This is a genomic window from Roseomonas sp. AR75 (assembly GCF_005222815.1).
Classification (GTDB): domain Bacteria; phylum Pseudomonadota; class Alphaproteobacteria; order Acetobacterales; family Acetobacteraceae; genus Falsiroseomonas.
In genome coordinates, this window is sequence record NZ_STGB01000003.1 from 274,536 (window position 1) to 298,431 (window position 23,896).

A 23,896-nucleotide genomic window follows, 5' to 3' on the forward strand; every position below is an offset into this window, starting at 1 on the left:
ATGCGGGGGAGGGAGGTGAGGCCCCCTTACGTCCCCGGCGTGAAGCGCGTGATCTTCGTCCCGTTGATCGTCAGCGATGCCATCAGCCCCTGCTGGTTGAAGCTGACGGCATAGACCGGCTCGCTCAGCGTCGTCGTGCTCGCATTGGCCTGCAGCCCGCGATCGAGGAAGACCACCGAAGGCCCGGTGCCGATCTCCCAGCCATCGTTGCGCTGCAGCGCCGCGAGCGCCTCCTCCTTCATGAACAGCATCGCGAGCCCGGCGGTCTGCGCGCCCGCCACCAGGCCGAAGGAGGCGCCGGCGATGCGGTAGTAGCTGACCGTCGCGCCGTTCCGCAGCAGCGCGCCCTCGCCATACTGGCCGCCCACGATGAACCCGCCGCTCAGGATGCGCGGGAAGATCAGCTGCGCGACGGAGACGCGCAGCAGCGGCTCGGCATTGTCCATCCGGCGCAGCCGCTCCATCGCGGCCGCGACATTGGCGTCGATCTCGGCCTTGGTGTCGGCGCGCGCCGGCGTGGCGCTCAGGGCGGCAATCCCGGTCCCGGCGAGAAGTCCGGCGGCGGCGTTGCGGCGCGTGATCATGGCTTCATCCTCCTCGCGCCCCAGGCGCGCACTGGGCAGCATAGCACCCCGCCGGGCTCATGCCTCCCCGGGCGCAACGATTCGCGTGGTCAACTGCATGACACCTTCCAGCCCGGCCACGCAGACATCGCCCGGCTTCAGATACAGCTCCGCGGCGTTCGGATGGCCGATGGCGGTGCCGCGCGGCGCGCCGGTGGCGATCACGTCGCCGGCCTCGAAGGGCATGAAGCGGGTGAAGTGGGCGATGATGCCCTCGATCCGGTGGATGTACTCGTCGGTGCTGACGCGCAGCCGCTGCTGGCCGTTCACCGCGCAGGTCAGGAACAGGTCGTAGGGATCGGCGATCTCCGACAGCGGCACCGCATAAGGCCCGACCGGGCAGAAGCCCGGCATGTTCTTGGACGTCCAGAACTTCGTGCCGGACACCACCTCCTGCTTCTGGATCTCGCGCGCGGTCAGGTCGTTCAGCACGGTGATGGCGCCCACGTACTCCCGCGCGCGCTCCCGCGGCACGCGATGCGCGCGGCGGGTGACGATGAAGGCAAGTTCCGGCTCGTAGTCGAAGGTGGAGATGCCCTCCGGCCGCACGACGCGCGCGCCCTCCCCCACCATGGTCTCGACCAGCTTCACGAACCCGGTGGGTTCCTGCGGGTCCTCCTTCAGCATGCCTTCGCGCACGAGCTCCTGCCGGTGGACCTTGCTGTTCTTGCCGACGCAGAAGATCTTGCCCGGCACGGGCACCGGCGGCAGCAGATGGCAATGCGCCAACGGCAGCCGCATGCTTCCCGCCGCGACGAAGTCGCGCAGCTCCGCCGGCGTCAGGCGCAGCGCGCGCACCATGTCCCAGTCCGGGCCATGCGCCGCGGTCAGGTCGCGCAGCGTATCGCCTTCCGCCGCGCCGAAGCGCGGGCGCACATCGCCGGGCGAGAGGAAGCTGGCCAGTCGGATCATGCGGTGACTACTCCAGGGTGATGCCGCGTTCGCGGACGACGCGCTGCCACTTGGCGATATCCGCGTCGATGTAGGCGGCGAAGGCGTCCGGCGTCATCGGCTCCGGCTCGGCGCCCAGCGCGGCCAGGCGCGCCTTCGTCTCCGGGGTGCCGAGCGCCCGGGCGGCGTCGGCGGCAATGCGGCTGGCCAGCGCCTCCGGCAGGCCGCGCGGGGCGAACAGGCCGAACCAGCCCACCGCGGAATAGCCGGGCAGCCCGGTCTCGCTCACCGTGCGCAGCCCCGGCAGCAGGGCCGTCGGCCGTTCCGAGGTGACGGCCAGGTTCCTCACCTGCCCCGCCTGCACCGCGGCCGCCACCGTCTGCGGCGGGGCGAACATCAGCTGGATGCGGCCCGCGATCAGGTCGGTCAGCGCCGGACCCGTGCCACGATACGGAACGTGCAGGATCTCGATGCCGGCCAGCGATGCGAAAAGCTCCGCCGCCAGGTGGCTGGCCGCGCCGGTGCCGGAACTGCCGAAGGCGATGCTGCCGGGCTGCGCCTTCGCCTTCGCGATGAGCCCCGCCGCATCCTGGACGCCGAGCGCGGGATTGACCGCCAGCACATAGGCCGGCGCCGCGATCAGGCTGATCGGCGTGAGCTGGCTGCGCACGCGGAATTCCTGCTGCGCGCCAGCCAGGCCCATGATGCCGCCGGTCGAGGTCACCATCAGCGTGTAGCCATCCGGCGCGGCGCGCTGCACCTGCTGCAGCCCGATGCGCCCGGCGCCGCCGCCGCGGTTCTCCACCACCACGCTCTGCCGCCATGACTCCTGGAAGTGCTGCGCCAGCATGCGTGCCAGCACATCGGTGCCGCCGCCCGGCGGGAACGGCACCACGATGGTCACGGTGCGGGTGGGGTATTCCTGCTGCGCCTGCGCCAGGCGCGGCAGGGAGAGTGCCGGCACGGCTGCCAGCAGGTGGCGACGACGGATTGGCATGGAACGGTCCTCCGCCGGCAGATTGCGGCCTGCGGGCGGGCTGGCCAAGGGGGCTGGCCGCGCCCCCCCGCCGCGCCCTAGAAGGGCGCACCCGCAACGGAGGAAAGCCGTGAAGCTCCACTATTCGCCTGGCGCCTGCTCGCTTGGCATCCACGTGATCCTGGAAGAGATCGGCAAGCCCTATGAGCTTTCGCTCGTCGCGCTGAAGGACGGCGCGCAGTACAAGCCTGAGTACATGGCGGTCAACCCGAAGTCCAAGGTGCCGGCGCTCGACCGCGGCGACGGCAAGGTGCTGACGGAATTCCCGGTGATCGCCTTCTGGCTGGCGAAGTCCAACCCGGAAGCGGGCCTCATCCCCAGCGACTTCGAAGGCGAGGTCCGCTGCCTGGAGATGCTGGACTACATCTGCGGCACGGTGCATCCGCACGGCTTCACCCGCCAGTTCCGCCCCGGCAACTTCTCCTTCCGCGAGGAAGACCATCCGAAGTCGGTGGAGCTCGGGAAGCAGAACGCCCAGAAGTATTTCGAGACGATCGAGAAGGGCTGGAAGGGCGGCACCTGGCTGCTGCCCTCGGGCTACTCGGTGGCGGATGCCGCGCTGTTCTTCGTTGAATACTGGGCGACGCGCCGGTCCGGGATGACGCTGCCGCCGCATCTGGATGCGCATCTGAAGGCGATGCTGGCGCGGCCTGCCGTGCAGCGCACCCTGGCGCAGGAAGGCCTGGCCGCGTGAGCCTCCCCGCGCTGCTCCGCCGGCCGTTCTGGTTCATCCGTCACGGCGAGACGGACTGGAACGCGCAGGGCCTTTCCCAGGGCCGCACCGACATCCCGCTCAACCGTGTCGGCGAGATGCAGGCGGAGCGCGCGGCGCATGCCATGCGCAGCAGCGGCGTGAAGAGCATCGTCGCCTCCCCGCTGCTGCGCGCGAAGCGCACGGCGGAGGTGGTCGCCGCGCCGCTCGGCCTCAAGGTGGTGCTGAACGACGACCTCGCGGAGGTGAATTTCGGCGAGCAGGAAGGCTTGCCGATGGGCGACTGGTACGACGACTGGATCGCCGGCACCTACACGCCGCACGGCGCCGAAACCTTCCAAGGTTTGCTGGAACGCGCGGTGCGGGGCGTGAACGCGGCGCTGGCGCTTCCGGCGCCGGTGGCGGTGGTGGCGCATGGCGCGCTGTTCCGCGCGCTGCGCCTGGCGCTCGGGCATGAGCCGAATGTCCGCACGCCGAACGCCCTGCCCATGCTGATCGCGCCGCCCAAGGATGGCGGCACGGCATGGGACATCGCGCCGGCGGTGCTGGCGGAGGGCTGAGCGGCGGACCATATGGCGCGGCGATGCTGAGGCTCACCGAACTCAAGCTGCCGCTGGACCATCCGCCCGGCGCGGTCGAGGCCGCGCTGGTCGCGCGGCTCGATCTGCGGCCGGGCGAGCTGCTGTCCTGCACCGTCGCGCGCCGCGCCTGGGATGCGCGAAGGCGCAGCGCGATCGAGCTGGTCTACACGCTGGACTTCACCGTGCGCGACGAGGCCGCGCTGCTGCGCCGGCACGCGCGCGATGCGGTGCTGGCGCGCACGCTGGGGCCGGCGCCCGACACCACCTATCGCCATGTGACCCGGGCGCGCACGCCGCCGGCGAAGCGGCCCGTGGTGATCGGCACCGGGCCCTGCGGCATCCTGGCCGCGCTGATCCTGGCGGAGATGGGCTTCCGGCCGATCATCCTGGAGCGCGGCAAGGTGGTGCGGGAACGCACCAAGGACACCTGGGCGCTGTGGCGCCGCGGCCAGCTCACCACGGAAAGCAACGTGCAGTTCGGCGAGGGCGGCGCCGGCACCTTCTCCGACGGCAAGCTGTGGTCCGGCATCAAGGATCCGCAGCATCTCGGCCGCAAGGTGCTGGAGGAGTTCGTGCTGGCCGGCGCGCCGGAAGAGATCCTGTGGGTCGCCAAGCCGCATATTGGCACCTTTCGCCTGGTGCAGATGGTCGAATCCATGCGCGCCAAGATCGAGGCGCTTGGCGGCGAATACCGCTTCGGCACCAAGGTGACGGATTTCGTCGTCGAGACCGGCCGTGACGGGCTGCGCCGCATGCGCGGCATCGTCACCGAATCCGGCGAGACGATCGAGACCGACCATGTCGTGCTGGCGATCGGCCATTCCTCGCGCGACACCTTCGCCACGCTGCTGCAACGCGGCGTGCATGTGGAGCCAAAACCCTTCTCCATCGGCGTGCGCATCGAGCACCCGCAATCGCTGATCGACCGCGCGCGTTTCGGCAGCTTCGCGGGCAACCGCATCCTCGGCGCCGCCGACTACAAGCTGGTGCATCATTGCCGCGGCAAGGGGCTGGAAGGCCGCAGCGTCTATTCCTTCTGCATGTGCCCGGGCGGCACGGTGGTCGCTGCCACCAGCGAGGATGGGCGCGTGGTGACCAACGGCATGAGCCAGTATTCGCGCGCCGAGCGCAACGCGAATGCCGGCATCGTCGTGGGGATCACACCGGAGGTGGACTACCCCGGCGATCCGCTCGCCGGCGTCGCGCTGCAGCGGCGATGGGAGGATGCGGCCTTCGTCGCGGGCGGCGGCGAATACCGCGCGCCCGCGCAGCGCGTCGGCGATTTCCTCGCGTCACGCGGCTCGACGCAGCTTGGCGAGGTGGTCCCCAGCTACAAGCCTGGCGTCACGCCGACCGACCTCTCGCGATGCCTGCCAGATTTCGTCGTCGCCGCGATCCGCGAGGCGCTGCCCGCCTTCGGCCGCCAGATCGCGGGCTTCGACATGGCGGATGCGGTGATGACGGGGGTGGAGACGCGCACCTCCTCCCCCGTGCGCATCCGGCGCGACGCCAGCTTCCGCAGCGTCAACACGCTCGGCCTGTATCCGGCCGGCGAGGGCGCGGGCTATGCGGGCGGCATCTTCTCCGCCGGCGTGGACGGCATCCGCGTGGCGGAAGCGGTGGCACGCGACATGGCCGGGCTGGAAGCCGCGGCCGCCTGACCATGCAAGACTTCGACGTCGTCGTGATCGGCGCGGGCGCAGCCGGGCTGATGGCCGCGATCCGCGCGGGACAGCGCGGCCGCCGCGTGCTGGTCCTCGAGCACACCGAAGCACCGGGACAAAAAATCCTGATCAGCGGCGGGGGGCGGTGCAACTTCACCAATCTCGGCTGCGTGCCGGATCGCTTCCTCTCGCAGAACCCGCATTTCGCGCGCTCCGCGCTGGCGCGCTACACGCAGCACGATTTCTGCGCGCTGGTGCAGAAGCACCGCATCGCCTTCCACGAGAAGACGCTCGGCCAGTTGTTCTGCGACGGATCGGCGCGGCAGATCGTCGCGATGCTGCTGGCGGAATGCGGCGCCGTCGGCGTGGAGCTGCGCGTCAGCCATCGAGTCACCGACATCACCCGCGCGGACCGCTTCCGCATCGCCACCGACCATGGTGCGTTCGGCGCGGCGTCGCTGGTGCTGGCCACCGGCGGTTTGTCCATCCCGAAGATGGGCGCGACGGGCTTCGCGCATGACTTGGCGCAGCGCTTCGGCCTGGCGCTGACCGAGATCCGCCCCGGCCTGGTGCCGCTCGCCTTCTCCGGCGATGCGTTGGAGCTGATGCGCCCGCTCTCCGGCGTGGCGCTGGAGACGGTGGCGCGCTGCGGCAAGGCGAGCTTTCCGGAGGCGATGCTGTTCACCCATCGCGGCCTCTCCGGCCCCGCGATCCTGCAGGCGTCGTCCTACTGGCGCGAGGGCGCGACGATCACGCTGGACCTGCTGCCGGATCGCGACGCCGCCGCGCTGCTGCTGGACGCCAAGCGCGCGCGCCCGAAGCAGGAGCCGAAGACCGTGCTTGCCGCCCTGCTGCCGCAGCGCCTGGCGCAGGCGCTGGCAGAGCGCCACCTGCCGCCGCGCGTGATCGGCGAGATCGGCGATTCCGACCTGCGGAAGCTCGGTGCGCTGCTGAAGGCCTGGACGCTGAAGCCCTCAGGCACCGAAGGCTACGCCAAGGCCGAGGTGACGCTCGGCGGCGTGGACACCGCCGGCCTCGACCAGCGGACGATGATGGCGAAGGCGGTGCCGGGCCTGTTCGTCATCGGGGAGGCGGTGGACGTCACCGGCTGGCTCGGCGGCTACAATTTCCAATGGGCCTGGTCGAGCGGCTGGGCGGCGGGGGAGGCGGCTTGAGATCGACAGTGATCGCCAACATCAATACGTTGCCGAGAGGAGCAATTGACGTATGGTGTCGCGAACAGCCGCACTGTCGCGTGAAGGTGCCACAGAATGAGTGACAGTCAGAACTCGGGCCGGCCACCGCGTGAGCGACCCGAGCCGGTCAAGCCGACGGAACAGCGCGGCCCGTCCGATTCGGGCCGCCCGCCGGCTAATCCAAGGCCGTCCGAGCCCAGGCGATGACGCCCGACACGAATCCTAGGGGCGCAGCGGCAATGAACCAGAGAAGACTGATTTGGAGCCGCCGAGCGGCGTCGGTGATGCGCTGCCGATTGTCTTCCGCAGCCTTGCCCAGGCCCTCGGCAAGCCACTCCAGAAACTTCGCCTCGCTCTCATCGAAGTCGCCGATGACGTCGCGGGGAAGGTGGCCTTGGACTCCCCAGTCCCTCGGCGCGATTGCCAAAGCCGCGGTCACCGCCGAGGCCAAGAGCGCTGCGATCAAGCCGGCAGCAGCATAAGCAAGCACCGTCGGCACAGCCGGTGTCACAAGAGCAGCACCGCCCGCGACAAGACCCGCCAGAGCCCAGCCAACAAGCGACGTTGCACGGGTCTCGAGTGTTGCCAGCGTTGTCGCCTGCGCGGCTAGCCTCTGTTCTACTTGGCGCAGTGCTTCCTTTGCGCGCACCAACTGCATAGTCGAGTCGTCGGCGTCGCCCATGCTAATGGCGCTTAGGTCACACATTAAACCGGAACAGCAGGACGTCGCCGTCCTTCACCACGTATTCCTTGCCTTCCACGCGCATCTTCCCGGCATCCTTGGCACCGGCCTCGCCACCCAGCGCGACGTAGTCGTCATACGCGATGGTCTCGGCGGCGATGAAGCCGCGCTCGAAATCGCCATGGATCACACCGGCGGCCTGCGGGGCCCTCATGCCCTTGGTGATGGTCCAGGCCCGCGTCTCCTTCGGGCCGACGGTGAAATAGGTCACCAGCCCAAGCAGTTCGTAGCCCGCACGGATGATGCGATCGAGGCCGCTATCCTCCAGGCCGAGCGACGCGAGGAAATCGCCGCGGTCGGCTTCCGGCATCTGGCTGATCTCGGCCTCGATCGCCGCCGAGACGATCACCGCCTTGGCGCCTTGCGCCGCCGCCATCGCCTGCACCGCCGCGCTGTGCGCATTGCCTGTCGCGGCGCTGCCTTCCTCCACGTTGCACACGTACAGCACCGGCTTGGTGGTCATCAGCTGCAGCCGCGCGGCCGCCGCGTCCTCGCCCTTCGGCACCGCCGTACGCGCGGGCCTGCCCGCTTCCAGCGCGGCCTTCAGCGGCTCGATCAGCGCCATCTGGGCGATGGCTTCCTTGTCGCCGCCGCGCGCCCGCTTCACCAGGCCGAGCGCGCGCTTCTCCAGGCTGTCGAGGTCGGCGAGCATCAGCTCCGTCTCGACCGTCTCGGCGTCGCGCACGGGGTCCACGCTGCCTTCGACATGGGTGATGTCGCCATCCTCGAAGCAGCGCAGCACATGGATGATCGCGTCCACCTCCCGGATGTTGGCCAGGAACTGGTTGCCGAGGCCCTCGCCCTTGGACGCGCCGCGCACCAGCCCGGCGATGTCCACGAATTCCAGGCTGGTCGGGATGATCTTCTGGCTCTTGCCGATGCGCGACAGCACCTCCAGCCGTGGATCAGGGACCGCGACGCGGCCGACATTCGGCTCGATCGTGCAGAACGGATAATTCGCCGCCTGCGCCGCGGCGGTCTGCGTCAGCGCATTGAACAGCGTGGACTTGCCGACATTCGGCAGCCCCACGATGCCGCAGTTGAAACCCATCGTCGTTCAGCCCGTCGTGTCGGCCGCGAGCAGCGCACAGAGCTCCGCGGCAAGGGTGGAGGCGGCGATGCGCGCCGCGGCGTCGTCGGTGCGGAAATCCAGCGCCGCCGCACGCAGCAGCGGCGCGACGGTGGCGGCGGGCAGGCCCGCACGCTTCGCGGCCTCCGCCAGGCGCGGCGCCAGTTCGGCGGCGCGCTGGTTCGCGCCGAGCATCGCCGCCGCGTCCAGCGCCAGAGCCGCGCGCATCGCGGCCTCGCCGCCCGCATGCAGCGCAAGCCGCGCGCGGCGCACGTCGCCCACGCCTTCCGGCCCGGGCACGGTGGCGGCGCGCAGCGCAGCGGCGGATTGCGCCAGCGCCTGCGCTTCCCGCACCAGCCCCGCGGCCAGCGCGGCGGCGCCATTGGCGAAATCCTCCGGGCCCGGCCCGTGGGTCATCTCGCCGAAGCTGTCGGGAAAGACGTCGTCGCTCATCGCGTCTCGTTCTCCTGCGTCAGCAGCGCGACGCGCGTCATGAAATCCTCCGGCTTGCCGGCCGCCAGCAGCGGCGCAGCATCGGCCAGGGCGTCCAGCAGCGCCTCCACCCAGCCGGCATCCACCTTGGCGAAGTTGCCGAGCACATGGCCCGTCACGGCGTCACGGTGCCCAGGATGGCCGATGCCAAGCCGCACACGCGCGAAATCGGCCGTCGCCAGGGCGCGCTGCATGTCGCGCAGGCCGTTGTGGCCGGCGGTGCCGCCGCCCTTCTTCACCCGCACCTTGCCGGGCGCGAGGTCCAGCTCGTCATGAAACGCCCAGATGTCGGCGGGCCTGATCTTAAGGAAGGACGCCGCCTGCTGCACAGCGTCGCCCGAGGCGTTCATGTAGGTCATCGGCTTCAGCGCCAGCACCTTCACGCCACCCAGCGCGCCTTCCGCGACCTCGCCCTTGAATCGCTTGCGCCACGGCGAGAAGCCGTGGCGCCGGGCGATCGCATCCAGCGCCATGAAGCCGATGTTGTGGCGCTGCCTGGCATGTTCCGGCCCGGGATTGCCGAGCCCCACCCACAGCAGCACCGCATCGTCCTCCCGGCGCGGAGGTTACTTCTTCTTGGCAGGCGCCGCGGCCGCTGCCGGAGCCTTGGCCGGCGCGGCCTTGCCGCCCTTGCCCTTGGCGGGCTCCGGCGCGGCGGCCGCTGCCGGCGCGGCCTCGGCCTCGACCCGCGGGGCGGCGATCGAGGCCACCATGAAGTCGCGGCCGACGATGCCCGGGCGGGCGCCGAAGGTGTCCTTGATCGAGGACCAGCGCAGGTTGTCGCCGATCTTCGCCTCGGCCAGGTCGAGCTCGAAATGGTCGGGCACCTTGTCGGGCTCGGCCAGAACCTCGACCTCGCGGCGGACGACGTTCAGCACGCCGCCGGCCTTCAGGCCCGGGCTGGTGTCCTCGTGCAGGAACACCACGGGGACGCGGACCCGGATGCGCGCGCCGGGCGCAACCCGCTGGAAATCCACGTGCACGGGGCGGTCCGTCACCGGGTCGAACTGCACGTCGCGCATGATGGTGCGCTCCGTCGGGCCTTCCTTCACCGCCACCTCATACAGGTGGGATTGCCAGCCGCCCTTGGTCAGTTCCTTGACCACGTCGCGCGGGTCGAGGGCGATCAGCGTCGCCTCCTGCTTCGCGCCATACACAACACCGGGGACCAGCCCCTCTCGCCGGGTCGCGCGCGCCGCCCCCTTACCGGCACGCCCGCGCGCCACGGCCTCGATCCGAACAGTCTGGACCATCGCCAGGCTCCTTATGCACAAACACGGAAAGCGCCGGCCTCCAGGGGTGCCAGCGCGGGCGGTGGGTAGCGGAAGGGGCCAAGGGACGCAAGGGGCGAAGGCCTCCTGCGCCCCGGGGGGTCACGCCAGGTCGCGGACCTTCGGCTCCCGGTCCCAGTGCCGCTTCGTGCCCACCCGGGCGAAGGACTCGATGGGGACCACACCGTCATCCCGCTCGACATGCGCCTTGTCGAGGATCACCTGCGTGCCCCGGCAATGCGCGATGGTCTTGCAGTGGGCATAGGCGTCCATGAACCACTGGATTGCCGCGCCATCCTTCGCAAGCTTCGCCGCCTGGTCCGGCATCAGGATCGAGGCGACGGCGTCGAACAGGACGGAGGGCGAGCCGGCGAGCTGCCCATCCGCCTTCAGCATCCCGCCCTTCACCGCCAGGCCGCCCACCTTGGGCGCGACCAGGAAGGGCGTGCCGCCGGCCTCGGTGATCTCCGCCTTGAGCTTCTCGATCGCCGCGAGGTCGGAGCCTTCGGCGAACAGGATGCCGACCTTCCGGCCCTTCATTGTATGCTTGGCGTTCTTCTGGATCGACAACGCGGCGGAGGGCCTCATCTCCACCGGCTCGCGCGCCGCCTCGGCGGCCTCCGGCAGGTCCATGGCCAGCCCCTTGGCCACGCGCGCGGCCAGGTCCTCGTCGATGTTGCGCAGCCGCGACAGCACGCGCTTGCGGATGTGCTCGATCTGAACCTTCGACAATTCGAACACCAGCGCCGAGGCGATATGCGCCTGCTCACTCGCGGTTTGCGACCGGTAGAACAGCCGCGCCTGGCTGTAGTGGTCGGCGAAGAGTTCCGCGCGCACCCGCAGCTTCTCCCCGCCGTCGTTGCGCTCGTCATTGGCACGGAAGGAGGTGAAGCCGGTGGCAGGGCATTCGCGCGGCCCGCCGGGCTCGCCCGCCTGGGCCAGGCTGTTCGGCTCGTAGTTGGCGCGGCCGGTCGGCACCAGGGTCTGCATCATCCCGTCGCGCTGGAAATTGTGGAACGGACATTTCGGCGCGTTCACCGGGATCTGGTGGAAATTCGTCGTGCCGAGCCGTGACTTCTGGGTATCGAGGTAGGAGAACAGGCGCCCCTGCAGCAGCGGGTCGTTGGTGAAGTCGATGCCGGGGACGACGTTGCTCGGCAGGAAGGCGACCTGCTCGGTCTCGGCGAAGAAGTTGTCCACGTTGCGGTTCAGCGTCATGCGGCCGACGACCTGCACCGGGATCTCCTCCTCCGGCACCAGCTTCGTCGCGTCCAGCACGTCATAGGGCTGCTTCGCCGCCCAGGCCTCGTCGAACACCTGGATGCCGAGTTCCCATTGCGGGAAATCGCCGGCAGCGATCGCCTCGAAAAGGTCGCGGCGATGGAAGTCGGGATCGGCGCCGGCGATCTTCACCGCCTCGTCCCAGGTGGTGGATTCCAGCCCGAGCACGGGCTTCCAGTGGAACTTGACGAACCGCCCCTCCCCCTTCGCATTCACGAAGCGGAAGCTGTGCACGCCGAAGCCTTCGATCATGCGGTAGGAACGGGGGATCGCGCGGTCCGACATCGCCCACATGATCATGTGCAGCGATTCCGGCATCAGTCCGATAAAGTCCCAGAAGGTGTCGTGCGCCGACGCAGCCTGCGGATAGCCGCGGTCCGCCTCCATCTTCACGCTGTGCACCAGGTCGGGGAACTTGATGGCGTCCTGGATGAAGAAGACGGGGATGTTGTTGCCGACCAGGTCCCAGTTGCCGCTCTCGGTGTAGAGCTTCACGGCGAAGCCGCGCACGTCCCGCGGCGTGTCCACCGAACCCGCACCGCCGGCCACGGTGGAGAAGCGCACGAAGACGGGGCAGGTCGCGCCGGCCTTCTGGAAGATGGAGGCGGTGGTCAGCTCCGGGATCGCCTTCATGCATTCGAACACGCCATGCGCGCCGGTGCCGCGGGCATGGACGATGCGCTCGGGGATGCGCTCATGGTCGAAGTGGAAGATCTTCTCGCGGAGGACGAAGTCCTCCAGCAGCGTCGGGCCGCGTGCGCCGGCGCGCAGCGAGTTCTGGTTGTCGGCGATGCGATGGCCGAAATTGTCGGTCAGATGCGCCGTGCCGTCGCCATGCTTCCCCTTGGCGGGCACCTGCTGATGCGTCTCTCCGCCCTTGCCGAATCCGGTCCCGAATTCCCGCTGTCCGGCGCCCGGCGCATGGTGCCCGAGCGCGTTGTCGAGGCTGGGCGATGCGGCGTCGTTCGGCATGGGGGTCCTCCGGGGGTCGCGTGGCCCGATCGGCCAACGCCTTGTGCCATCCGCCGCAGCGCGCTGCGGACCGGCACATCCCCAGAAAGACCGAGGCCCGGATAAGTTCCGGGGCCGCGCCTCAGTCGGCGCTTGCACCCACCGCGCGGATCACGTCGCGCCAGCGCAGGCTCTCCTCGTTCATGAAGCGCTGGAAATCCGCACGCCCCATCTTCCGCGGGATCGATCCCGTGGCGGCCAGCCGCTCGCGGAAGGACGGGTCCTCCACGATCTCGCCGAGTTCCTTGTCGAGCCGCGCGAGGATCGGCTCCGGCACGCCGGCGGGCGTGCAGAGGCCGAACCAGCCGGTCGAGGTGATGTCCACGCCCTGCTGCTGCATCGTCGGCAGGTCCGGGAAGGCTCCGACGCGGTTCGTGCCGCTCACCGCGATCGGGCGCATCCGCCCGCTCTGCGCCATCTGCGTCACCGCGGAGATGGACTGGAACAGCATGTCGATGCGCGCTTCCATGAGGTCCGTGTTCATCTGGCCGCTGTTCGTATAGGGCAGGTGCTGCATCGGGATGCCGGTGATCACCTGGAACTGGCTGCCCGCCAGGTGCTGCGAGGAACCCGCGCCGACCGAACCGAAATTGATCGGCCGGTTCTGCGCCTTCGCCCAGGCGATGAATTCCTGCAGGGTCTGCGCCGGCACGCTCGGCGGGATCACCACGATGTTGGGCACCAGCCCGATCAGCCCGACGGCGGCGAAGTCCTTCTCCGGGTCGAAGGGCAGGCTGCGGTAGAGCCACTTGTTGGCGGCATTCGCCGCGATGGTCGCCAGGCCGACCGTGTAGCCGTCGGCCGGCGCGCGGGCGACGATCGCCATGCCGATATTGGTGCCGGCGCCGGGGCGGTTGTCCACCACGACAGGCTGGCCGAGCCGCGCGCTCAGCCGGTCCGCCACCAGCCGGGAGATGACATCGCCCGCTCCGCCGGCCGGGCCGGGGTTCACCCAGCGGATCGGCCGGTTCGGCCAATCGCCGGTCTGGGCAAGGGCGGGCCGCGTGAGAAGGGCTGCGCCGAGGCCAAGCGCCAGGCGGCGCGGCAGCGAGGATGTCATCGAATAGGTCTCCCTGACTCCCCGCAAACTGGTTCGGAGACGGCCCGGACGCAACTCCCTTCCAATATTCGTACCCGCGCGGCCCTCTTCCGCCGCGTCGCCGATATGGCAGGCTGCGCCCGCGCGATTGCCGAGGAGGGCTGCGATGAGCAAGGACATGCTGGGCTGGCGGTGCAAGTTCGGGGTGATGGGACCGTCCACCAACACCATCGTGCAGCCCGATTTCGACATGATGCGCCCGGCCGGGGTGACGAACCACTACGCGCGCATCTTCACGCCGAACGCCAACGCCATCTCTAACGAGACCTTCCGGGCCGGCGCCGAGGTCATCGCCGGCAACACCCTGGACGCGGTGAAGTCGGTGCTGACCTGCGCGCCCGACCACCTGGTGATGGGCATGTCGGCGGTCACCTTCTTCGACGGGGTGAAGGGCGCCGATCGCTTCGTGAAGCAGGTGGAGGAGTTCTCCGGCCTCAAGATCAGCGTCGGCAGCCATGCCTGCACGGCGGCGCTGAACGCCTATGGCGGGGTGAAGCGCATCGCGGTGCTCTCGCCCTATTGGCCGGCGATGAACATCGAGGTCGCGCGCTATTTCACCGACATGGGCTTTTCCGTCGTGCGCGACATCGCGCTGCAGCGGCCGAGCTGGATCGGCATCGCTGAGACGACGTCGGAGGAATGCGTCGCCGCCATGAAATACCTGGATGGCGACGACGTGGACGCGATCGTGCAGGTCGGCACCAACCTCTCCATGGTGAAGCTCGCGGCGATGGCGGAGATGTGGCTCGGCAAGCCGGTGATCGCGATCAACACGGCGACCTACTGGCACGCGCTGCGCGCGCGCGGCATCCAGGACAAGGTCGAGGGCTGCGGCAAGCTGCTGGAGCGGTTCTGACCCCGTTGCGCAGGGGGCGTGGCTATCCAAGCCCGCCCCATGCGCCCAGCACGCGCCGCGCCTCCGCCGCATCCGCGGCGATCGCGGCCTTCAGCGCATCGAGCCCGTCGAAGGTCGCGTCGGGCCGCAGGAAGCTGTGCAGGCGCACGCGGATTTCCTGCCCGTAGAGGTCGCCCGACCAGTCGAACAGATGCGCCTCCAGCCGCGTGACCGGATCGCCGCCCAGCGTGGGGCGGCGGCCGACATTGGCGACGCCCGGCACCACGGCCCCGTCCGCCAGCGCCACCGTCACCGCATAGACGCCGCGGGCGGGTTCCAGGTGGCGGCCGAGCAGGATGTTGGCCGTCGGCCAGCCGAGCTCGCGCCCCAGCCGGTCACCGCGGAAGACCTCGCCGCGCAGCTCCCAGTCGCGGCCGAGTTCGCGCGCGGCGCGCTCGGGATAGCCGTCCTGCAGCAGGCGGCGGATGCGCGAGGAGGAGATCGGCCCGGCCTCGTCCGCGACGGCCGGCACCACCGTCAGGCCGATGCCGCGCGCCTCCGCCTCGCGCGTCAGGAAGGCGATGTCGCCGCCGCGGCGATGGCCGAAGGCGAAGTCGTGGCCGCAGACCAGGTGCTTCGCGCCGACGCCCTCCGCCAGCACCTGCTCCACGAAGGCCTCGGCCGGCATGGCGGCAAGGGCGGCGTCGAAGCGCAGCGCATACACCACCGCAACGCCGAGCACGCCCAGCGCCTCGGCCTTGGCCGGCAGCAAGGTCAGGCGGAAGGGCGGGTCCTCCGGGCGGAAGTGCTCGCGGGGATGCGGCTCGAAGGTGAGCACCGCAAGCGGCAGGTCGGGCCGCGCGCCATGCGCGGCGCGGATCACCGCGGCATGGCCGAGATGCACGCCATCGAAATTGCCGAGCGCCACCGTAGCGCCGCGCAGGTCAGCCGGAACTGCGCACCAGTCCTCGACGACTGCCGGCATCGCCGTCACATCTGCTCCGGCCGCAGCCACACCTGCGTGCCAGGCGGTGGCGCGAAGGCGTCCAGCGCGTCCAGCGCCGCGCCCGGCGTCGCCGCATGCATCGCGAGCGGCCGGTGCTGCGGCCGCACGAAGCCCTCTGTCGCCATGTGGTCCAGCGCGGCCATGAACGGGCCCCAGTAGCCCTCGACATCCAGGAACACGACGCCCTTGTCCTGGATGCCGAGCTGCGACCAGGTCAGCGCCTCCACCGCCTCCTCCAGCGTGCCGTAGCCACCGGGGAGCACGACGAAGCCGTCCGAGAGCTCGGCCATCTTCGCCTTGCGCTCATGCATCGTGTCCACGATGTGCATCTCGACGCCGCCGCCATGGCCGACCTCGCGCTTCAGCAGCCCATAGGGGATCACGCCGATCACCTCCGCGCCGGCCTGCAGCGCGGCGTCCGCGGCGATGCCCATCAGCCCGACCGCGCCGCCGCCATAGACCAGGCCAAGCCCGCGCGCCGCAACCTCCCGCCCCAGCGCGCGTGCGGCCTCGGCATAGGCCGGCCGGCTGCCCACGGTGGAGCCGCAGAACACGCAGACGCGCTTCAGCTTGCGCGGTCCGGCCCTACCCTCATCGGATGCGGTCACTCCGCCGCTTCCTTCACGCGATGGCCCGCGCGGGACGGCACCGTCACCAGCGCCTCGCCCTCCAGCACAGGCTCGCCGCGCACGGCGCAGACGGTGCGCAGCGAGACGCGGTGCTTCTCCGGGCTCAGCGCGGTGATCTCGACCGTCGCCGTCACCGTGTCGCCGATCCGCACGGGGCGGCGGAACTTCAGGTTCTGCGAGAGATAGATCGTGCCGGGACCCGGAAGCTGCGTGCCCATCACCTTGGTGATCAGGCCCGCGGCCAGCATGCCATGCGCGATGCGCTCGCCGAAGATCGTGCCCTTGGCGTATTCCTCGTTCAGGTGCATCGGGTTGGTGTCGCCGGTAACGGCAGCGAACAGCACGATGTCGGCCTCGGTGATGGTCTTGCCGAAGCTCGCTTTCTGGCCGACGGCCAGGTCCTCGTAGAACACGCCTTCACTCATGGATCTCGCGGCTCCGCTGCAGCGCAACACGCTTGGTTAGCCCTGGGGTTGCGGCCGGGCAAGGGGCGGGGTTTACGGCGCCGCGACGGCTTGCCAGAAGCCCCGCTTTCCCTGCCGGACACCCCCATGCCCAAGACCGAGATCGGCTCCTCCGACCGCCTGCTGGCCGAGTTGCGCGGCTGGGTGGAGGCGGAGACGCCCACCACCGATGCCGGCGCGGTGAACCGCCTGCTGGACCGTTGCCAGGCCGAGCTTGCCGCCGCGGGCGGCGCCATCGAGCGCCTGCCAGGCCGCGACGGCTTCGGCGACACCTTGGTCTGCCGCACGCCGGGCGAGGGTGCGCCTGTGGTCGTGGCCGGCCATCTCGACACGGTCTGGGACCACGACACGCTCGCCACCTCCATGCCCTGGCGGGTTGAGGGCGCGAAGGCGCATGGCCCGGGGATCTACGACATGAAGGCCGGCAGCTTCATGGCCTTCCACAGCGTGCGCGAGATCCTGCGCCAGAAGACGTCCACCCGTCGCCCCATCATCCTGATGCTGACGCCGGACGAGGAAGTCGGCAGCCCGACCAGCCGCGCGCCGATTGAGCAGGCCGCGAAGGGCGCGCGCGCCGTGCTGATCCCCGAACCCGCCGGCGCCAACGGTTCGGCGGTGACGGCACGCAAGGGCGTCGGCCGCTTCATGGTGCGTGTGCGCGGCGTCTCCGCCCATTTCGGCGGCAACTGGAGCGACGGCCGCAGCGCCATCGTCGCGCTGGCCGAGGTGATCCTGAAGGTCCACGCCATGACGGACCTCGCCGCGGGCGTCACCACCAATGTCGCGCCCATCGGCGGCGGCACGCGCCCCAACGTGATCTCGCCCGAGGCGTGGTGCGAGGTGGACCTGCGCGTGCCGACCATCCCGCTCGGCGAGAAGATGGAAGCGGCGATCCATGCGCTGGCCTATGAGCGCGACGGCGTCGCCGTGACGGTCACCGGCGGCATGAACCGCCCGCCCTTCGCCGAGACGCCGGAGATCCTGGCGCTCTACGACCAGGCCAAGGCGCTGGCCGCGAAGCACGGCTACGAACTGCCGGTGCAGCATCGCGGCGGGGGCTCGGACGGCAACTTCACGGCCGCGATGGGCGTGCCGACTCTCGACGGGCTGGGCTGCCCTGGCGCCGGCGCGCATGCGCCGCATGAGCACATCCTGTGGGAACAGCTCGCGCCGCGCTGCGCGACGCTCTGCGCGCTGCTGGAGGAGATCGGCTGACCGCTGCGCTGTATCTTCTCGCCGCCTTCGCGGAGATCGCCGGCTGCTTCGCCTTCTGGGCGGTGCTGCGGCTGGGGCGGTCGGCCTGGTGGCTGCTGCCCGGCGTGGTCTCGCTCATCCTCTTCGCATGGGCATTGACGCGCGTGGATACGCCCTTCGCCGGCCGCGCCTTCGCCGCCTATGGCGGCGTCTACATCGCGGCGTCACTGGCCTGGATGTGGCTGGCGGAAGGCGCGCGTCCGGATCGCTGGGACCTGGTCGGCGCTGCGCTCTGCCTCGGCGGCGCCGCGGTGATCCTGTTCGCGCCGCGCGGCGCCTGAGGGCTTGCCTTGCCGGCGTGACCTGTGGTTGCAGCGTGGCCGGACAGCAAGGGAGGATCGCGATGCAGGCGCTGATCGTCGGGGCGGGCGAAGGCTTCTCGGCCTCCTTCGCGCGTCGCCTTTCCCGCGCGGGCCATGCCGTCGCGCTGGCCGCGCGCAACGTGCAGAAGCTCGCCCCGCTGGCCGCCGGGATCGGCGCCACCACCCATGCCTGCGATGCGTCCGATCCCGCGCAAGTGGCAGCGCTGTTCGCGACGCCGCAGGCCGCGGGCGCCGATATCGTGCTCTACAACGCCTCCTTCCGCGTGCGCGGGCCGGTGACGGAGCTGGACCCGACGGGCGTCCGTCGCACGCTGGAGGTCTGCGCCTTCGGCGCCTTCCTCGTCGCGCAGCAGGCGGCGAAGCACATGCTGGCGCGGCCGATGACGCCGCGCGGCCGCGGCACGATCCTGCTCACCGGCGCCTCCGCCAGCGTGAAGGGTTATCCGCGCTCCGCGCCTTTCGCGATGGGCAAGTTCGCGCTGCGGGGCCTGGGCCAGGCGCTGGCGCGGGAGCTTCACCCGCAGGGCATCCATGTCGTCCACATCGTTGTGGATGGCGGCATCCGCAGCGCGCGCCGCCCCGACCCCGGCGAGGAGACGCTGCTCGACCCCGACGCGATCGCCGAGGCCGCCTTCGCCGCGGTGGAGCAGCCGCGCAGCGCCTGGTCGCAGGAGATCGAGATGCGGCCCTGGGTCGAGACCTTCTGAGGAGTTGCGGATCATGCCGAAGGACGCACAGGGGCTGGCGATGACGGCCGCGTCTGACGACGCGGCGCTGGGCTTCGACCGGGTGATCGATGGCTTCCTGCGCTACCGCTTCGACACCGGCGCGCGGCTGAAGGCGGCGCTGGCGCTCGACCCGCAGGCGCCGCTGCTGCAGGCGATGGCGGGCTACTCCGCGATGCTCGCCTACGACCGCGGCATGCTGCCGCGCGCAGAAGCCGCGCTGGCGCGCGCCGAGGCGCTGCCGGCCAATGCGCGGGAACGCGCGCATCTCGCCGCGCTGCGCGCCTGGAGCGGCGGCCGACCCGAAGCCGCGCTCGGCGTGTGGGAGCAGATCGTGGCGGAGCATCCGCGCGACATCCTCGCCTTCCGCCTGCACCACTTCACCGCCTTCTGGATGGGCGCGCCGGAGCGCATGCTGTCGCTCGTCGAGCGCATCCTGCCGCACTGGTCCGCCGACATTCCCGGCTGGGGCAGCGTGCTGGCTTGCCGTTGCTTCGCCAACGAGGAATGCGGCAACTACACCGTGGCCGAGCATGCCGGGCGGGATGCCGTGGCGCTCGATCCCGGCGATCTCTGGGCGACGCATGGCGTGGCGCATGTGCTGGAGATGCAGGGCCGCCGCAGCGAGGGCATCGCCTGGCTGGATGCAGGTGAGCCGCATTGGGCAGGCGGCAACAACCTGATGCATCATCTGTGGTGGCACCGCGCGATGTTCCATGTCGAGCGGCGCGAGTTCGATGCGGTGCTGGCGCTTTATGACCGCCGCTTCCGCGACCATGCCTCGCCGGTGACGCAGGCGATGCCCGATCTCTATATCGACGTGCAGAATGCCGCCTCGATGCTGTGGCGGCTGGAACGCCAGGGCGTGCCGGTTGGCGATCGCTGGACGGAACTGGCGGACAAGGCCGAGGCGCGTATCGGCGACACGCTTTCGGCCTTCACCCAGCCGCACTGGATGATGGCGCTGGCGGCGACGGGGCGGGAGGCGGCGGCGCAGCGCCTGCTGCAGTCGGTGGCGGAGGCGGGTCGCGGCAACACGGCGCATGCGGCCATCCTGCGCGATGCCGCGCTGCCCGCCTGCCGCGCGGCGCTCGCGCATCGGCAGGGACGCTTCGCGGATGCAGTGAACGCGTTGCGGCCGGCGCTGGGCGACCTGCATCGCCTCGGCGGCAGCCACGCGCAGCAGGACGTGCTGGAGCAGCTTTTCCTCGATGCGGCGATGAAGGCGGGCCTCACGGAGGATGCGCGGATGCTGCTGGAGCGGGTCGCCGGCCGCCATCCTGTCCCGCCGGAAAAGCGCATCGGCTATGCGGATGGCGCGCGCCTCGTAATGCACTGATCCGGAATGTTATGCATTTTGCCATACAATGTCGGGTGATCGTCTTACACTGTATGCAACCGTGAGTTAGTGGCAGAAAAGTTCCTTTTTCCTAACAATTCCTGCTGAGCCGCTGATGACGCGGCGGCAGGAGAAAACGCCATGACGATCGTCCCGACGACCACCACCCAGTATTTCTGGTTCGGCACCCGCTCTGTCGATTTCGCCCTGCCAGGCCCGAGCGGCGAGCAGTTGGAGTACCTGACCTCCAACGAGGATTTCGCGACCCGCACCTACAGCAATGGCACGACGGTCGACTTCACCGGCAGCGAGTGGAAGCAGTTCCTCGCCTTCACCGGCACCGCCGAGCAGATGGCGGCGCTTGGCGTGAACGTACTGGACGGCTCGGTGGACACCGCGCTTGCCGGCCAGGTGAACACCACGGGCGACCTGCGCGTCGGCGAGGGCGTGGTGGCCTATAACATCGCCGACCTCAATGGCGGGCGGCTGGTGGATACCACCGGCACGCTGGACGATTCGGACGATCCGTTCACCATCACCGGCCTTGCCCGTTCCGGCCCGGGCAAGCTCGACACCGCGACCATGGAAGCTGCCGACACCGGCAACCGGATCATGTTCTCCGATGGCGTCGGCTTCGGCGTGATCGGCAATGCTGGCTTCGATCCAGGCGGCAACGCCTCGCGCCTGAACAACGGCGAGTCGATCAACTTCGAGGTCAAGCAGGGCAAGCAGCTTCTGATGGCCTCCTTCACCGTGCGCGTGAACGGCGCCGAGACGGCCGTGATCATCGACAGCGACGGCGCGACCATCGACGACACCAATGGCGACCTGCAGGGCGGCTTCGTGCAGGACGACTCGGCCGGCGAGTTGAACCTCGGCGTGCTCGCGGACGGCACCAAGGTGACGATCAACTACGAGAACGAGACGATCTGGATCGACGGCAACGCCTTCGTCGGCGACCTCGGCGACATCGTCGCCTTCTTCGACGCCTTCCAGGCTGCGGGCTCGAACGACCTCACCATCGGTTCGGTGTTCGATAACGCCGTCGGCTGGTCGGCCGACGACCTGGTGCTGGCAGCCGATGTCGTGCCGGACACCATCCCGCCCCTGCCCACCGCGAATGCCATGATCTCCTTCGAGATCGACACCACGGCGCCGGATCGCGGCCTCTATGCGACGCTCGACATCGGCAAGAATGGGGTGGATGCGCGGGAGCTGCTGTCGACTTCCTCCTCGGACTTCTTCTTTGGCAGCGATCCGAACGCGGACCCCATGGGGAACCTAAACGGAACGGACACGCCGCTCAACATCTTCGATCTCACGGTCTTCGGTCAGTTCGACTCGCGTATCGGCCTGCCGGACCGGTTCGGCAACACGCAACCCGGCGACCCGGACTTCCAGCAGCAGGAGGGCGGGCTGCGCAGCGGGAACGGTGGCGGCAGCGTCACCGGAGGCGGACTCGTGGTCGACTCCGGCAGTAACGCCGTGGCCGAGGACGGCACGCCCTATCAGCCCGGCGGCAACTACGGTGACGAAGGCACCGGGAATCGCGAGTTCAACAACGGCGAGATCATGCGCTTCGAACTGGGCAGCAGCTTCGCCGGCGTCTCCGCGCTGCTCGACTTCAAGTACGAGCCCGACTCGCATGACGGCATGGACGTCGTCGTCCGCCTGTTCTCCGGCGGCACACTGGTCGAGCAGGTTGCCATCGACCTCGATGATGGCCTGGGCCTTGCCGACCGGGCGGTTTCCGGGGCAGGCACCTTCGACACTCTGGAGATCGTCGCGCTCGTCGACGCGGCGTCCAACCTTGCCCTCACCGACCTCGACATCGACGCGATCGCCTCCTTCACGCCGGGCGCGGCGGACAGCTACGACCGCATCCGGCTGGATGTCCGGAACGACGGTGTGAACGAATTGGTGGATCGCGCCGGCGACGGCCAAGGCTTCATCAATACCGGCGCCAATCCCGAGTATCACCCGCTGGTGGACGGCGTGATCGTGGAGAACCTGCCCATCGGCGACGTCTTCACCTACTTCACGCTGGACGGCGACCCGACCGATGTGCGCTGGCGCAAGCCGGAGGGCATCTATTCGACCGGCGACGGCGACAACAACCGCGACATCGACGGGCCGAATGGCGCGGTGACAATCTCCCTGAAGACTGGCGCCTCGTTGCCCGATGACGGCGACTCCAACCTCCTCGACGACCAACTCGCCTTCGCCTTTGGCGGAACGCTGGGCTTTACCGCCTTCGGCAATGGAGAGACCGCCAATTTCGAGTTCTATGCCGGCGGCAACCTGATCCTGGAGACGTCGCTGCTGAACAACACGGGCAGCAACATCACCAGCGTGAACCTCGACGACCTGACCGGCTACGATGGGCAGGCCTTCGACACGCTGCGGGTCTCGGCCCCCACCTCGGCCGATCAGTTCAACCTGCAGGACATCACCTTCAACGTCTTCGCGTTCTGATCCCGGCAGAGCGAAAAATCGGGGAGGGGGCGATCTCCTCCCCGTACATCTGCCGCGGCGCGGTTCACCCCGCGCCGGCCGCCAACACCCTGCCGAACAGCGGCACCGCTTCCACCAACTCCGCAGCGCGCACACATTCGCGCGGCGTATGCGCCAGGCCCACATCGCCCGGCCCCAGCACCAGGCAGGGTGCCAGCGCCTGCAACTCGCTGGCATCGGTGCCGTAGGGCGCCGTGCGCGGCGGCTTGCCGCTGAGCTTCACGCCGAAGGCCACCAGCGGGTGATCTGCCGGCAGTTCGGGCGGGCGGCCTTCCCACTGCTCCTGCAAGTCGAGACCGGCATCCTTCGCCGCAGCGCGCACCGCTTCCACCACAGGTGTGGGATCCACCTTGGCGCTGTAGCGGAACTTGATATGCGCGGTCGCCTTCGCCACCGTCACGTTCAGCGCCGTGCCGTGGTTGTCCAGCACCAGGTTGAAGTCGGAAAAGGGCGGGTCGTACTCCGCATCCTGCAGCGACGCATCGCTGCGCAGCCGGTCGAAGACGCCGCGCATCGCCGCCAGGAAGGGCAGCAGCTTCCAGTTGGCGTTCTCGCCCTTGCCGGTGGAGGAATGCGCCTGCACGCCGCGCGCGATCGCCATGAAGGCGATATGGCTGCGATGGCCGCGCACCGGCGCCAGGCTGGTGGGCTCCGCCACGATGATGCCCTTGAGACCGAGCGACTTCGCGAGCGCGCTGTCCTTCGCGATGCGCGCGGCGCCGGCCTTGGTGGTCTCCTCATCCGACGTGATCAGCAGCGTCGCCGGCACGTCCTTCGGCGCCTGCTGCGCGGCGACGATGGCTGCCGCGACCTGCCCCTTCATGTCCACGCTGCCGAGGCCGTGCAGCAGCCCCGCCTCGTCCAGAAGCGGCGCCCAGGGGTCGCTCTCCCATCCCGTCGCCGGCACCGTGTCCATATGGCCCGACAGGGCATAGCCGCCCTTTGGCCCCCTGTGCGCCACCAGCGCGCGCTTCGCGACGCCGTTCGCGTCCACGTAGTCCAGCCGCTCCAGATCGAAGCCGCCGAGCTCGCGCTCGATCCGGTCGGCGACCGGGAGGTTGGAGACGAAGCTGCGGCTGTCGATCGCGACGAGCTCCGCGGCGAGCTTGAGGACGGGGTCTGTCAGGTCTGGCATGCCC

At 69.7% G+C, this 23,896-nt stretch carries 24 protein-coding genes; 10 read left to right on the forward strand and 14 right to left on the reverse strand.

Annotated elements, in window-relative coordinates; translation table 11 throughout:
• Window positions 1–26 precede the first annotated feature (26 nt).
• Genes E4T13_RS13300 through E4T13_RS13310 form a run of 3 tightly spaced genes read right to left on the reverse strand, consistent with a single transcriptional unit; the run spans window position 27 to window position 2,511 of the window.
• Window positions 27–584: a YSC84-related protein gene (locus tag E4T13_RS13300; protein WP_170984981.1), complete on the reverse strand. Its 558-nt coding sequence runs from the start codon at window positions 582–584 to the stop codon at window positions 27–29.
• Between the two features lie 57 nt (window positions 585–641).
• Window positions 642–1,535: a fumarylacetoacetate hydrolase family protein gene (locus E4T13_RS13305; RefSeq protein WP_137178782.1), complete on the reverse strand. Its 894-nt coding sequence runs from the start codon at window positions 1,533–1,535 to the stop codon at window positions 642–644.
• Between the two features lie 7 nt (window positions 1,536–1,542).
• The gene (locus E4T13_RS13310; protein WP_137178783.1) at window positions 1,543–2,511 is read right to left on the reverse strand and encodes a tripartite tricarboxylate transporter substrate binding protein; all 969 of its coding nucleotides are present in this window, start codon (window positions 2,509–2,511) and stop codon (window positions 1,543–1,545) included.
• Window positions 2,512–2,620: 109 nt separating this feature from the next.
• Here E4T13_RS13310 and E4T13_RS13315 point away from each other — a divergent pair, with 109 nt between their 5' ends.
• Genes E4T13_RS13315 through E4T13_RS13330 form a run of 4 tightly spaced genes read left to right on the forward strand, consistent with a single transcriptional unit; the run spans window position 2,621 to window position 6,682 of the window.
• Window positions 2,621–3,244 carry a glutathione S-transferase family protein gene (locus E4T13_RS13315; RefSeq protein WP_137178784.1) on the forward strand — a complete coding sequence of 208 codons (624 nt, stop codon included), beginning with the start codon at window positions 2,621–2,623 and terminating at the stop codon, window positions 3,242–3,244.
• Window positions 3,241–3,822 (forward strand): histidine phosphatase family protein, encoded by a 582-nt coding sequence (locus E4T13_RS13320; RefSeq protein ID WP_137178785.1) that lies wholly within the window; start codon window positions 3,241–3,243, stop codon window positions 3,820–3,822. Before E4T13_RS13315 ends, E4T13_RS13320 begins: the two co-directional genes overlap by 4 nt.
• A 23-nt stretch (window positions 3,823–3,845) precedes the next feature.
• A complete protein-coding gene (locus E4T13_RS13325; protein WP_137178786.1) occupies window positions 3,846–5,504 on the forward strand; it encodes an NAD(P)/FAD-dependent oxidoreductase in 1,659 nt (552 codons plus the stop codon).
• A 2-nt stretch (window positions 5,505–5,506) separates the two neighbouring features.
• Window positions 5,507–6,682, forward strand: coding sequence for an NAD(P)/FAD-dependent oxidoreductase (locus E4T13_RS13330; protein WP_137178787.1), 1,176 nt, complete (start codon window positions 5,507–5,509; stop codon window positions 6,680–6,682).
• Window positions 6,683–6,878: 196 nt separating this feature from the next.
• Here E4T13_RS13330 and E4T13_RS13335 read toward each other — a convergent pair whose 3' ends face one another.
• The 7 genes from E4T13_RS13335 to E4T13_RS13365 all read right to left on the reverse strand — a co-directional run bounded on the left by E4T13_RS13335 (window position 6,879) and on the right by E4T13_RS13365 (window position 13,629).
• The gene (locus E4T13_RS13335) at window positions 6,879–7,385 is read right to left on the reverse strand and encodes a hypothetical protein (protein ID WP_137178788.1); all 507 of its coding nucleotides are present in this window, start codon (window positions 7,383–7,385) and stop codon (window positions 6,879–6,881) included.
• A gap of 16 nt (window positions 7,386–7,401) precedes the next feature.
• Entirely contained in the window at window positions 7,402–8,496 is a 1,095-nt protein-coding gene (ychF, locus tag E4T13_RS13340) for a redox-regulated ATPase YchF (protein ID WP_137178789.1), read from the reverse strand.
• A gap of 6 nt (window positions 8,497–8,502) precedes the next feature.
• The gene (locus E4T13_RS13345) at window positions 8,503–8,967 is read right to left on the reverse strand and encodes a hypothetical protein (RefSeq protein ID WP_137178790.1); all 465 of its coding nucleotides are present in this window, start codon (window positions 8,965–8,967) and stop codon (window positions 8,503–8,505) included.
• Entirely contained in the window at window positions 8,964–9,548 is a 585-nt protein-coding gene (gene pth / locus E4T13_RS13350; protein WP_137178791.1) for an aminoacyl-tRNA hydrolase, read from the reverse strand. The genes E4T13_RS13345 and pth overlap by 4 nt, the downstream gene beginning before the upstream one ends.
• 24 nt (window positions 9,549–9,572) lie before the next feature.
• Window positions 9,573–10,259 (reverse strand): 50S ribosomal protein L25/general stress protein Ctc, encoded by a 687-nt coding sequence (locus tag E4T13_RS13355; RefSeq protein ID WP_137178792.1) that lies wholly within the window; start codon window positions 10,257–10,259, stop codon window positions 9,573–9,575.
• 120 nt (window positions 10,260–10,379) lie between these two features.
• Window positions 10,380–12,530, reverse strand: a complete 2,151-nt coding sequence (locus E4T13_RS13360) for a catalase (protein WP_137178793.1) — start codon at window positions 12,528–12,530, stop codon at window positions 10,380–10,382.
• Window positions 12,531–12,651: 121 nt separating this feature from the next.
• On the reverse strand, window positions 12,652–13,629 hold the full coding sequence (locus E4T13_RS13365; RefSeq protein ID WP_170984982.1) for a tripartite tricarboxylate transporter substrate binding protein: 978 nt from the start codon (window positions 13,627–13,629) through the stop codon (window positions 12,652–12,654).
• 145 nt (window positions 13,630–13,774) lie between these two features.
• Between E4T13_RS13365 and E4T13_RS13370 the strand changes: the two genes are divergently transcribed.
• Window positions 13,775–14,524, forward strand: coding sequence for an arylmalonate decarboxylase (locus E4T13_RS13370; protein WP_137178795.1), 750 nt, complete (start codon window positions 13,775–13,777; stop codon window positions 14,522–14,524).
• A 22-nt stretch (window positions 14,525–14,546) separates the two neighbouring features.
• Here the strand turns inward: E4T13_RS13370 and E4T13_RS13375 are convergent, their stop codons facing one another.
• Genes E4T13_RS13375 through E4T13_RS13385 form a run of 3 tightly spaced genes read right to left on the reverse strand, consistent with a single transcriptional unit; the run spans window position 14,547 to window position 16,563 of the window.
• Complete coding sequence (locus tag E4T13_RS13375) at window positions 14,547–15,488, reverse strand: bifunctional riboflavin kinase/FAD synthetase (protein ID WP_137178796.1); 942 nt, start codon at window positions 15,486–15,488, stop codon at window positions 14,547–14,549.
• 5 nt (window positions 15,489–15,493) lie between these two features.
• On the reverse strand, window positions 15,494–16,117 hold the full coding sequence (locus E4T13_RS13380) for a TIGR00730 family Rossman fold protein (protein ID WP_240791115.1): 624 nt from the start codon (window positions 16,115–16,117) through the stop codon (window positions 15,494–15,496).
• The gene (locus E4T13_RS13385; RefSeq protein ID WP_137178797.1) at window positions 16,114–16,563 is read right to left on the reverse strand and encodes a MaoC family dehydratase; all 450 of its coding nucleotides are present in this window, start codon (window positions 16,561–16,563) and stop codon (window positions 16,114–16,116) included. Before E4T13_RS13385 ends, E4T13_RS13380 begins: the two co-directional genes overlap by 4 nt.
• 126 nt (window positions 16,564–16,689) lie before the next feature.
• On the opposite strand from E4T13_RS13385, the gene E4T13_RS13390 reads away from it, so the two are divergent.
• The 5 genes from E4T13_RS13390 (at window position 16,690) to E4T13_RS13410 (ending at window position 22,718) form a co-directional block, all read left to right on the forward strand.
• Window positions 16,690–17,817, forward strand: a complete 1,128-nt coding sequence (locus E4T13_RS13390) for a M20 family metallopeptidase (protein WP_137178798.1) — start codon at window positions 16,690–16,692, stop codon at window positions 17,815–17,817.
• A complete protein-coding gene (locus E4T13_RS13395; RefSeq protein ID WP_137178911.1) occupies window positions 17,814–18,137 on the forward strand; it encodes a YnfA family protein in 324 nt (107 codons plus the stop codon). Before E4T13_RS13390 ends, E4T13_RS13395 begins: the two co-directional genes overlap by 4 nt.
• Before the next feature lie 62 nt (window positions 18,138–18,199).
• A complete protein-coding gene (locus tag E4T13_RS13400) occupies window positions 18,200–18,886 on the forward strand; it encodes an SDR family NAD(P)-dependent oxidoreductase (protein WP_137178799.1) in 687 nt (228 codons plus the stop codon).
• A gap of 13 nt (window positions 18,887–18,899) precedes the next feature.
• Window positions 18,900–20,243, forward strand: coding sequence for a tetratricopeptide repeat protein (locus tag E4T13_RS13405; RefSeq protein ID WP_137178800.1), 1,344 nt, complete (start codon window positions 18,900–18,902; stop codon window positions 20,241–20,243).
• Window positions 20,244–20,384: 141 nt separating this feature from the next.
• Window positions 20,385–22,718, forward strand: a complete 2,334-nt coding sequence (locus E4T13_RS13410; protein WP_137178801.1) for a hypothetical protein — start codon at window positions 20,385–20,387, stop codon at window positions 22,716–22,718.
• A gap of 64 nt (window positions 22,719–22,782) precedes the next feature.
• Here the strand turns inward: E4T13_RS13410 and E4T13_RS13415 are convergent, their stop codons facing one another.
• Window positions 22,783–23,892, reverse strand: coding sequence for a M20/M25/M40 family metallo-hydrolase (locus E4T13_RS13415; protein ID WP_137178802.1), 1,110 nt, complete (start codon window positions 23,890–23,892; stop codon window positions 22,783–22,785).
• Window positions 23,893–23,896: the final 4 nt, after the last annotated feature.

Coding starts and splice junctions, on each gene's coding strand:
- E4T13_RS13415 (WP_137178802.1), bottom strand. CDS start 23,892: ATGCCAGACCTGACAGACCCCGTCCTCAAGCTCGCCGCGGAGCTCGTC.
- E4T13_RS13385 (WP_137178797.1), bottom strand. CDS start 16,563: ATGAGTGAAGGCGTGTTCTACGAGGACCTGGCCGTCGGCCAGAAAGCG.
- E4T13_RS13360 (WP_137178793.1), bottom strand. CDS start 12,530: ATGCCGAACGACGCCGCATCGCCCAGCCTCGACAACGCGCTCGGGCAC.
- E4T13_RS13390 (WP_137178798.1), top strand. CDS start 16,690: ATGCCCAAGACCGAGATCGGCTCCTCCGACCGCCTGCTGGCCGAGTTG.
- E4T13_RS13355 (WP_137178792.1), bottom strand. CDS start 10,259: ATGGTCCAGACTGTTCGGATCGAGGCCGTGGCGCGCGGGCGTGCCGGT.
- E4T13_RS13375 (WP_137178796.1), bottom strand. CDS start 15,488: ATGCCGGCAGTCGTCGAGGACTGGTGCGCAGTTCCGGCTGACCTGCGC.
- E4T13_RS13345 (WP_137178790.1), bottom strand. CDS start 8,967: ATGAGCGACGACGTCTTTCCCGACAGCTTCGGCGAGATGACCCACGGG.
- E4T13_RS13330 (WP_137178787.1), top strand. CDS start 5,507: ATGCAAGACTTCGACGTCGTCGTGATCGGCGCGGGCGCAGCCGGGCTG.
- E4T13_RS13300 (WP_170984981.1), bottom strand. CDS start 584: ATGATCACGCGCCGCAACGCCGCCGCCGGACTTCTCGCCGGGACCGGG.
- E4T13_RS13325 (WP_137178786.1), top strand. CDS start 3,846: ATGCTGAGGCTCACCGAACTCAAGCTGCCGCTGGACCATCCGCCCGGC.
- E4T13_RS13310 (WP_137178783.1), bottom strand. CDS start 2,511: ATGCCAATCCGTCGTCGCCACCTGCTGGCAGCCGTGCCGGCACTCTCC.
- ychF (WP_137178789.1), bottom strand. CDS start 8,496: ATGGGTTTCAACTGCGGCATCGTGGGGCTGCCGAATGTCGGCAAGTCC.
- E4T13_RS13370 (WP_137178795.1), top strand. CDS start 13,775: ATGAGCAAGGACATGCTGGGCTGGCGGTGCAAGTTCGGGGTGATGGGA.
- E4T13_RS13335 (WP_137178788.1), bottom strand. CDS start 7,385: ATGGGCGACGCCGACGACTCGACTATGCAGTTGGTGCGCGCAAAGGAA.
- E4T13_RS13400 (WP_137178799.1), top strand. CDS start 18,200: ATGCAGGCGCTGATCGTCGGGGCGGGCGAAGGCTTCTCGGCCTCCTTC.
- E4T13_RS13410 (WP_137178801.1), top strand. CDS start 20,385: ATGACGATCGTCCCGACGACCACCACCCAGTATTTCTGGTTCGGCACC.
- E4T13_RS13365 (WP_170984982.1), bottom strand. CDS start 13,629: ATGACATCCTCGCTGCCGCGCCGCCTGGCGCTTGGCCTCGGCGCAGCC.
- E4T13_RS13305 (WP_137178782.1), bottom strand. CDS start 1,535: ATGATCCGACTGGCCAGCTTCCTCTCGCCCGGCGATGTGCGCCCGCGC.
- E4T13_RS13405 (WP_137178800.1), top strand. CDS start 18,900: ATGCCGAAGGACGCACAGGGGCTGGCGATGACGGCCGCGTCTGACGAC.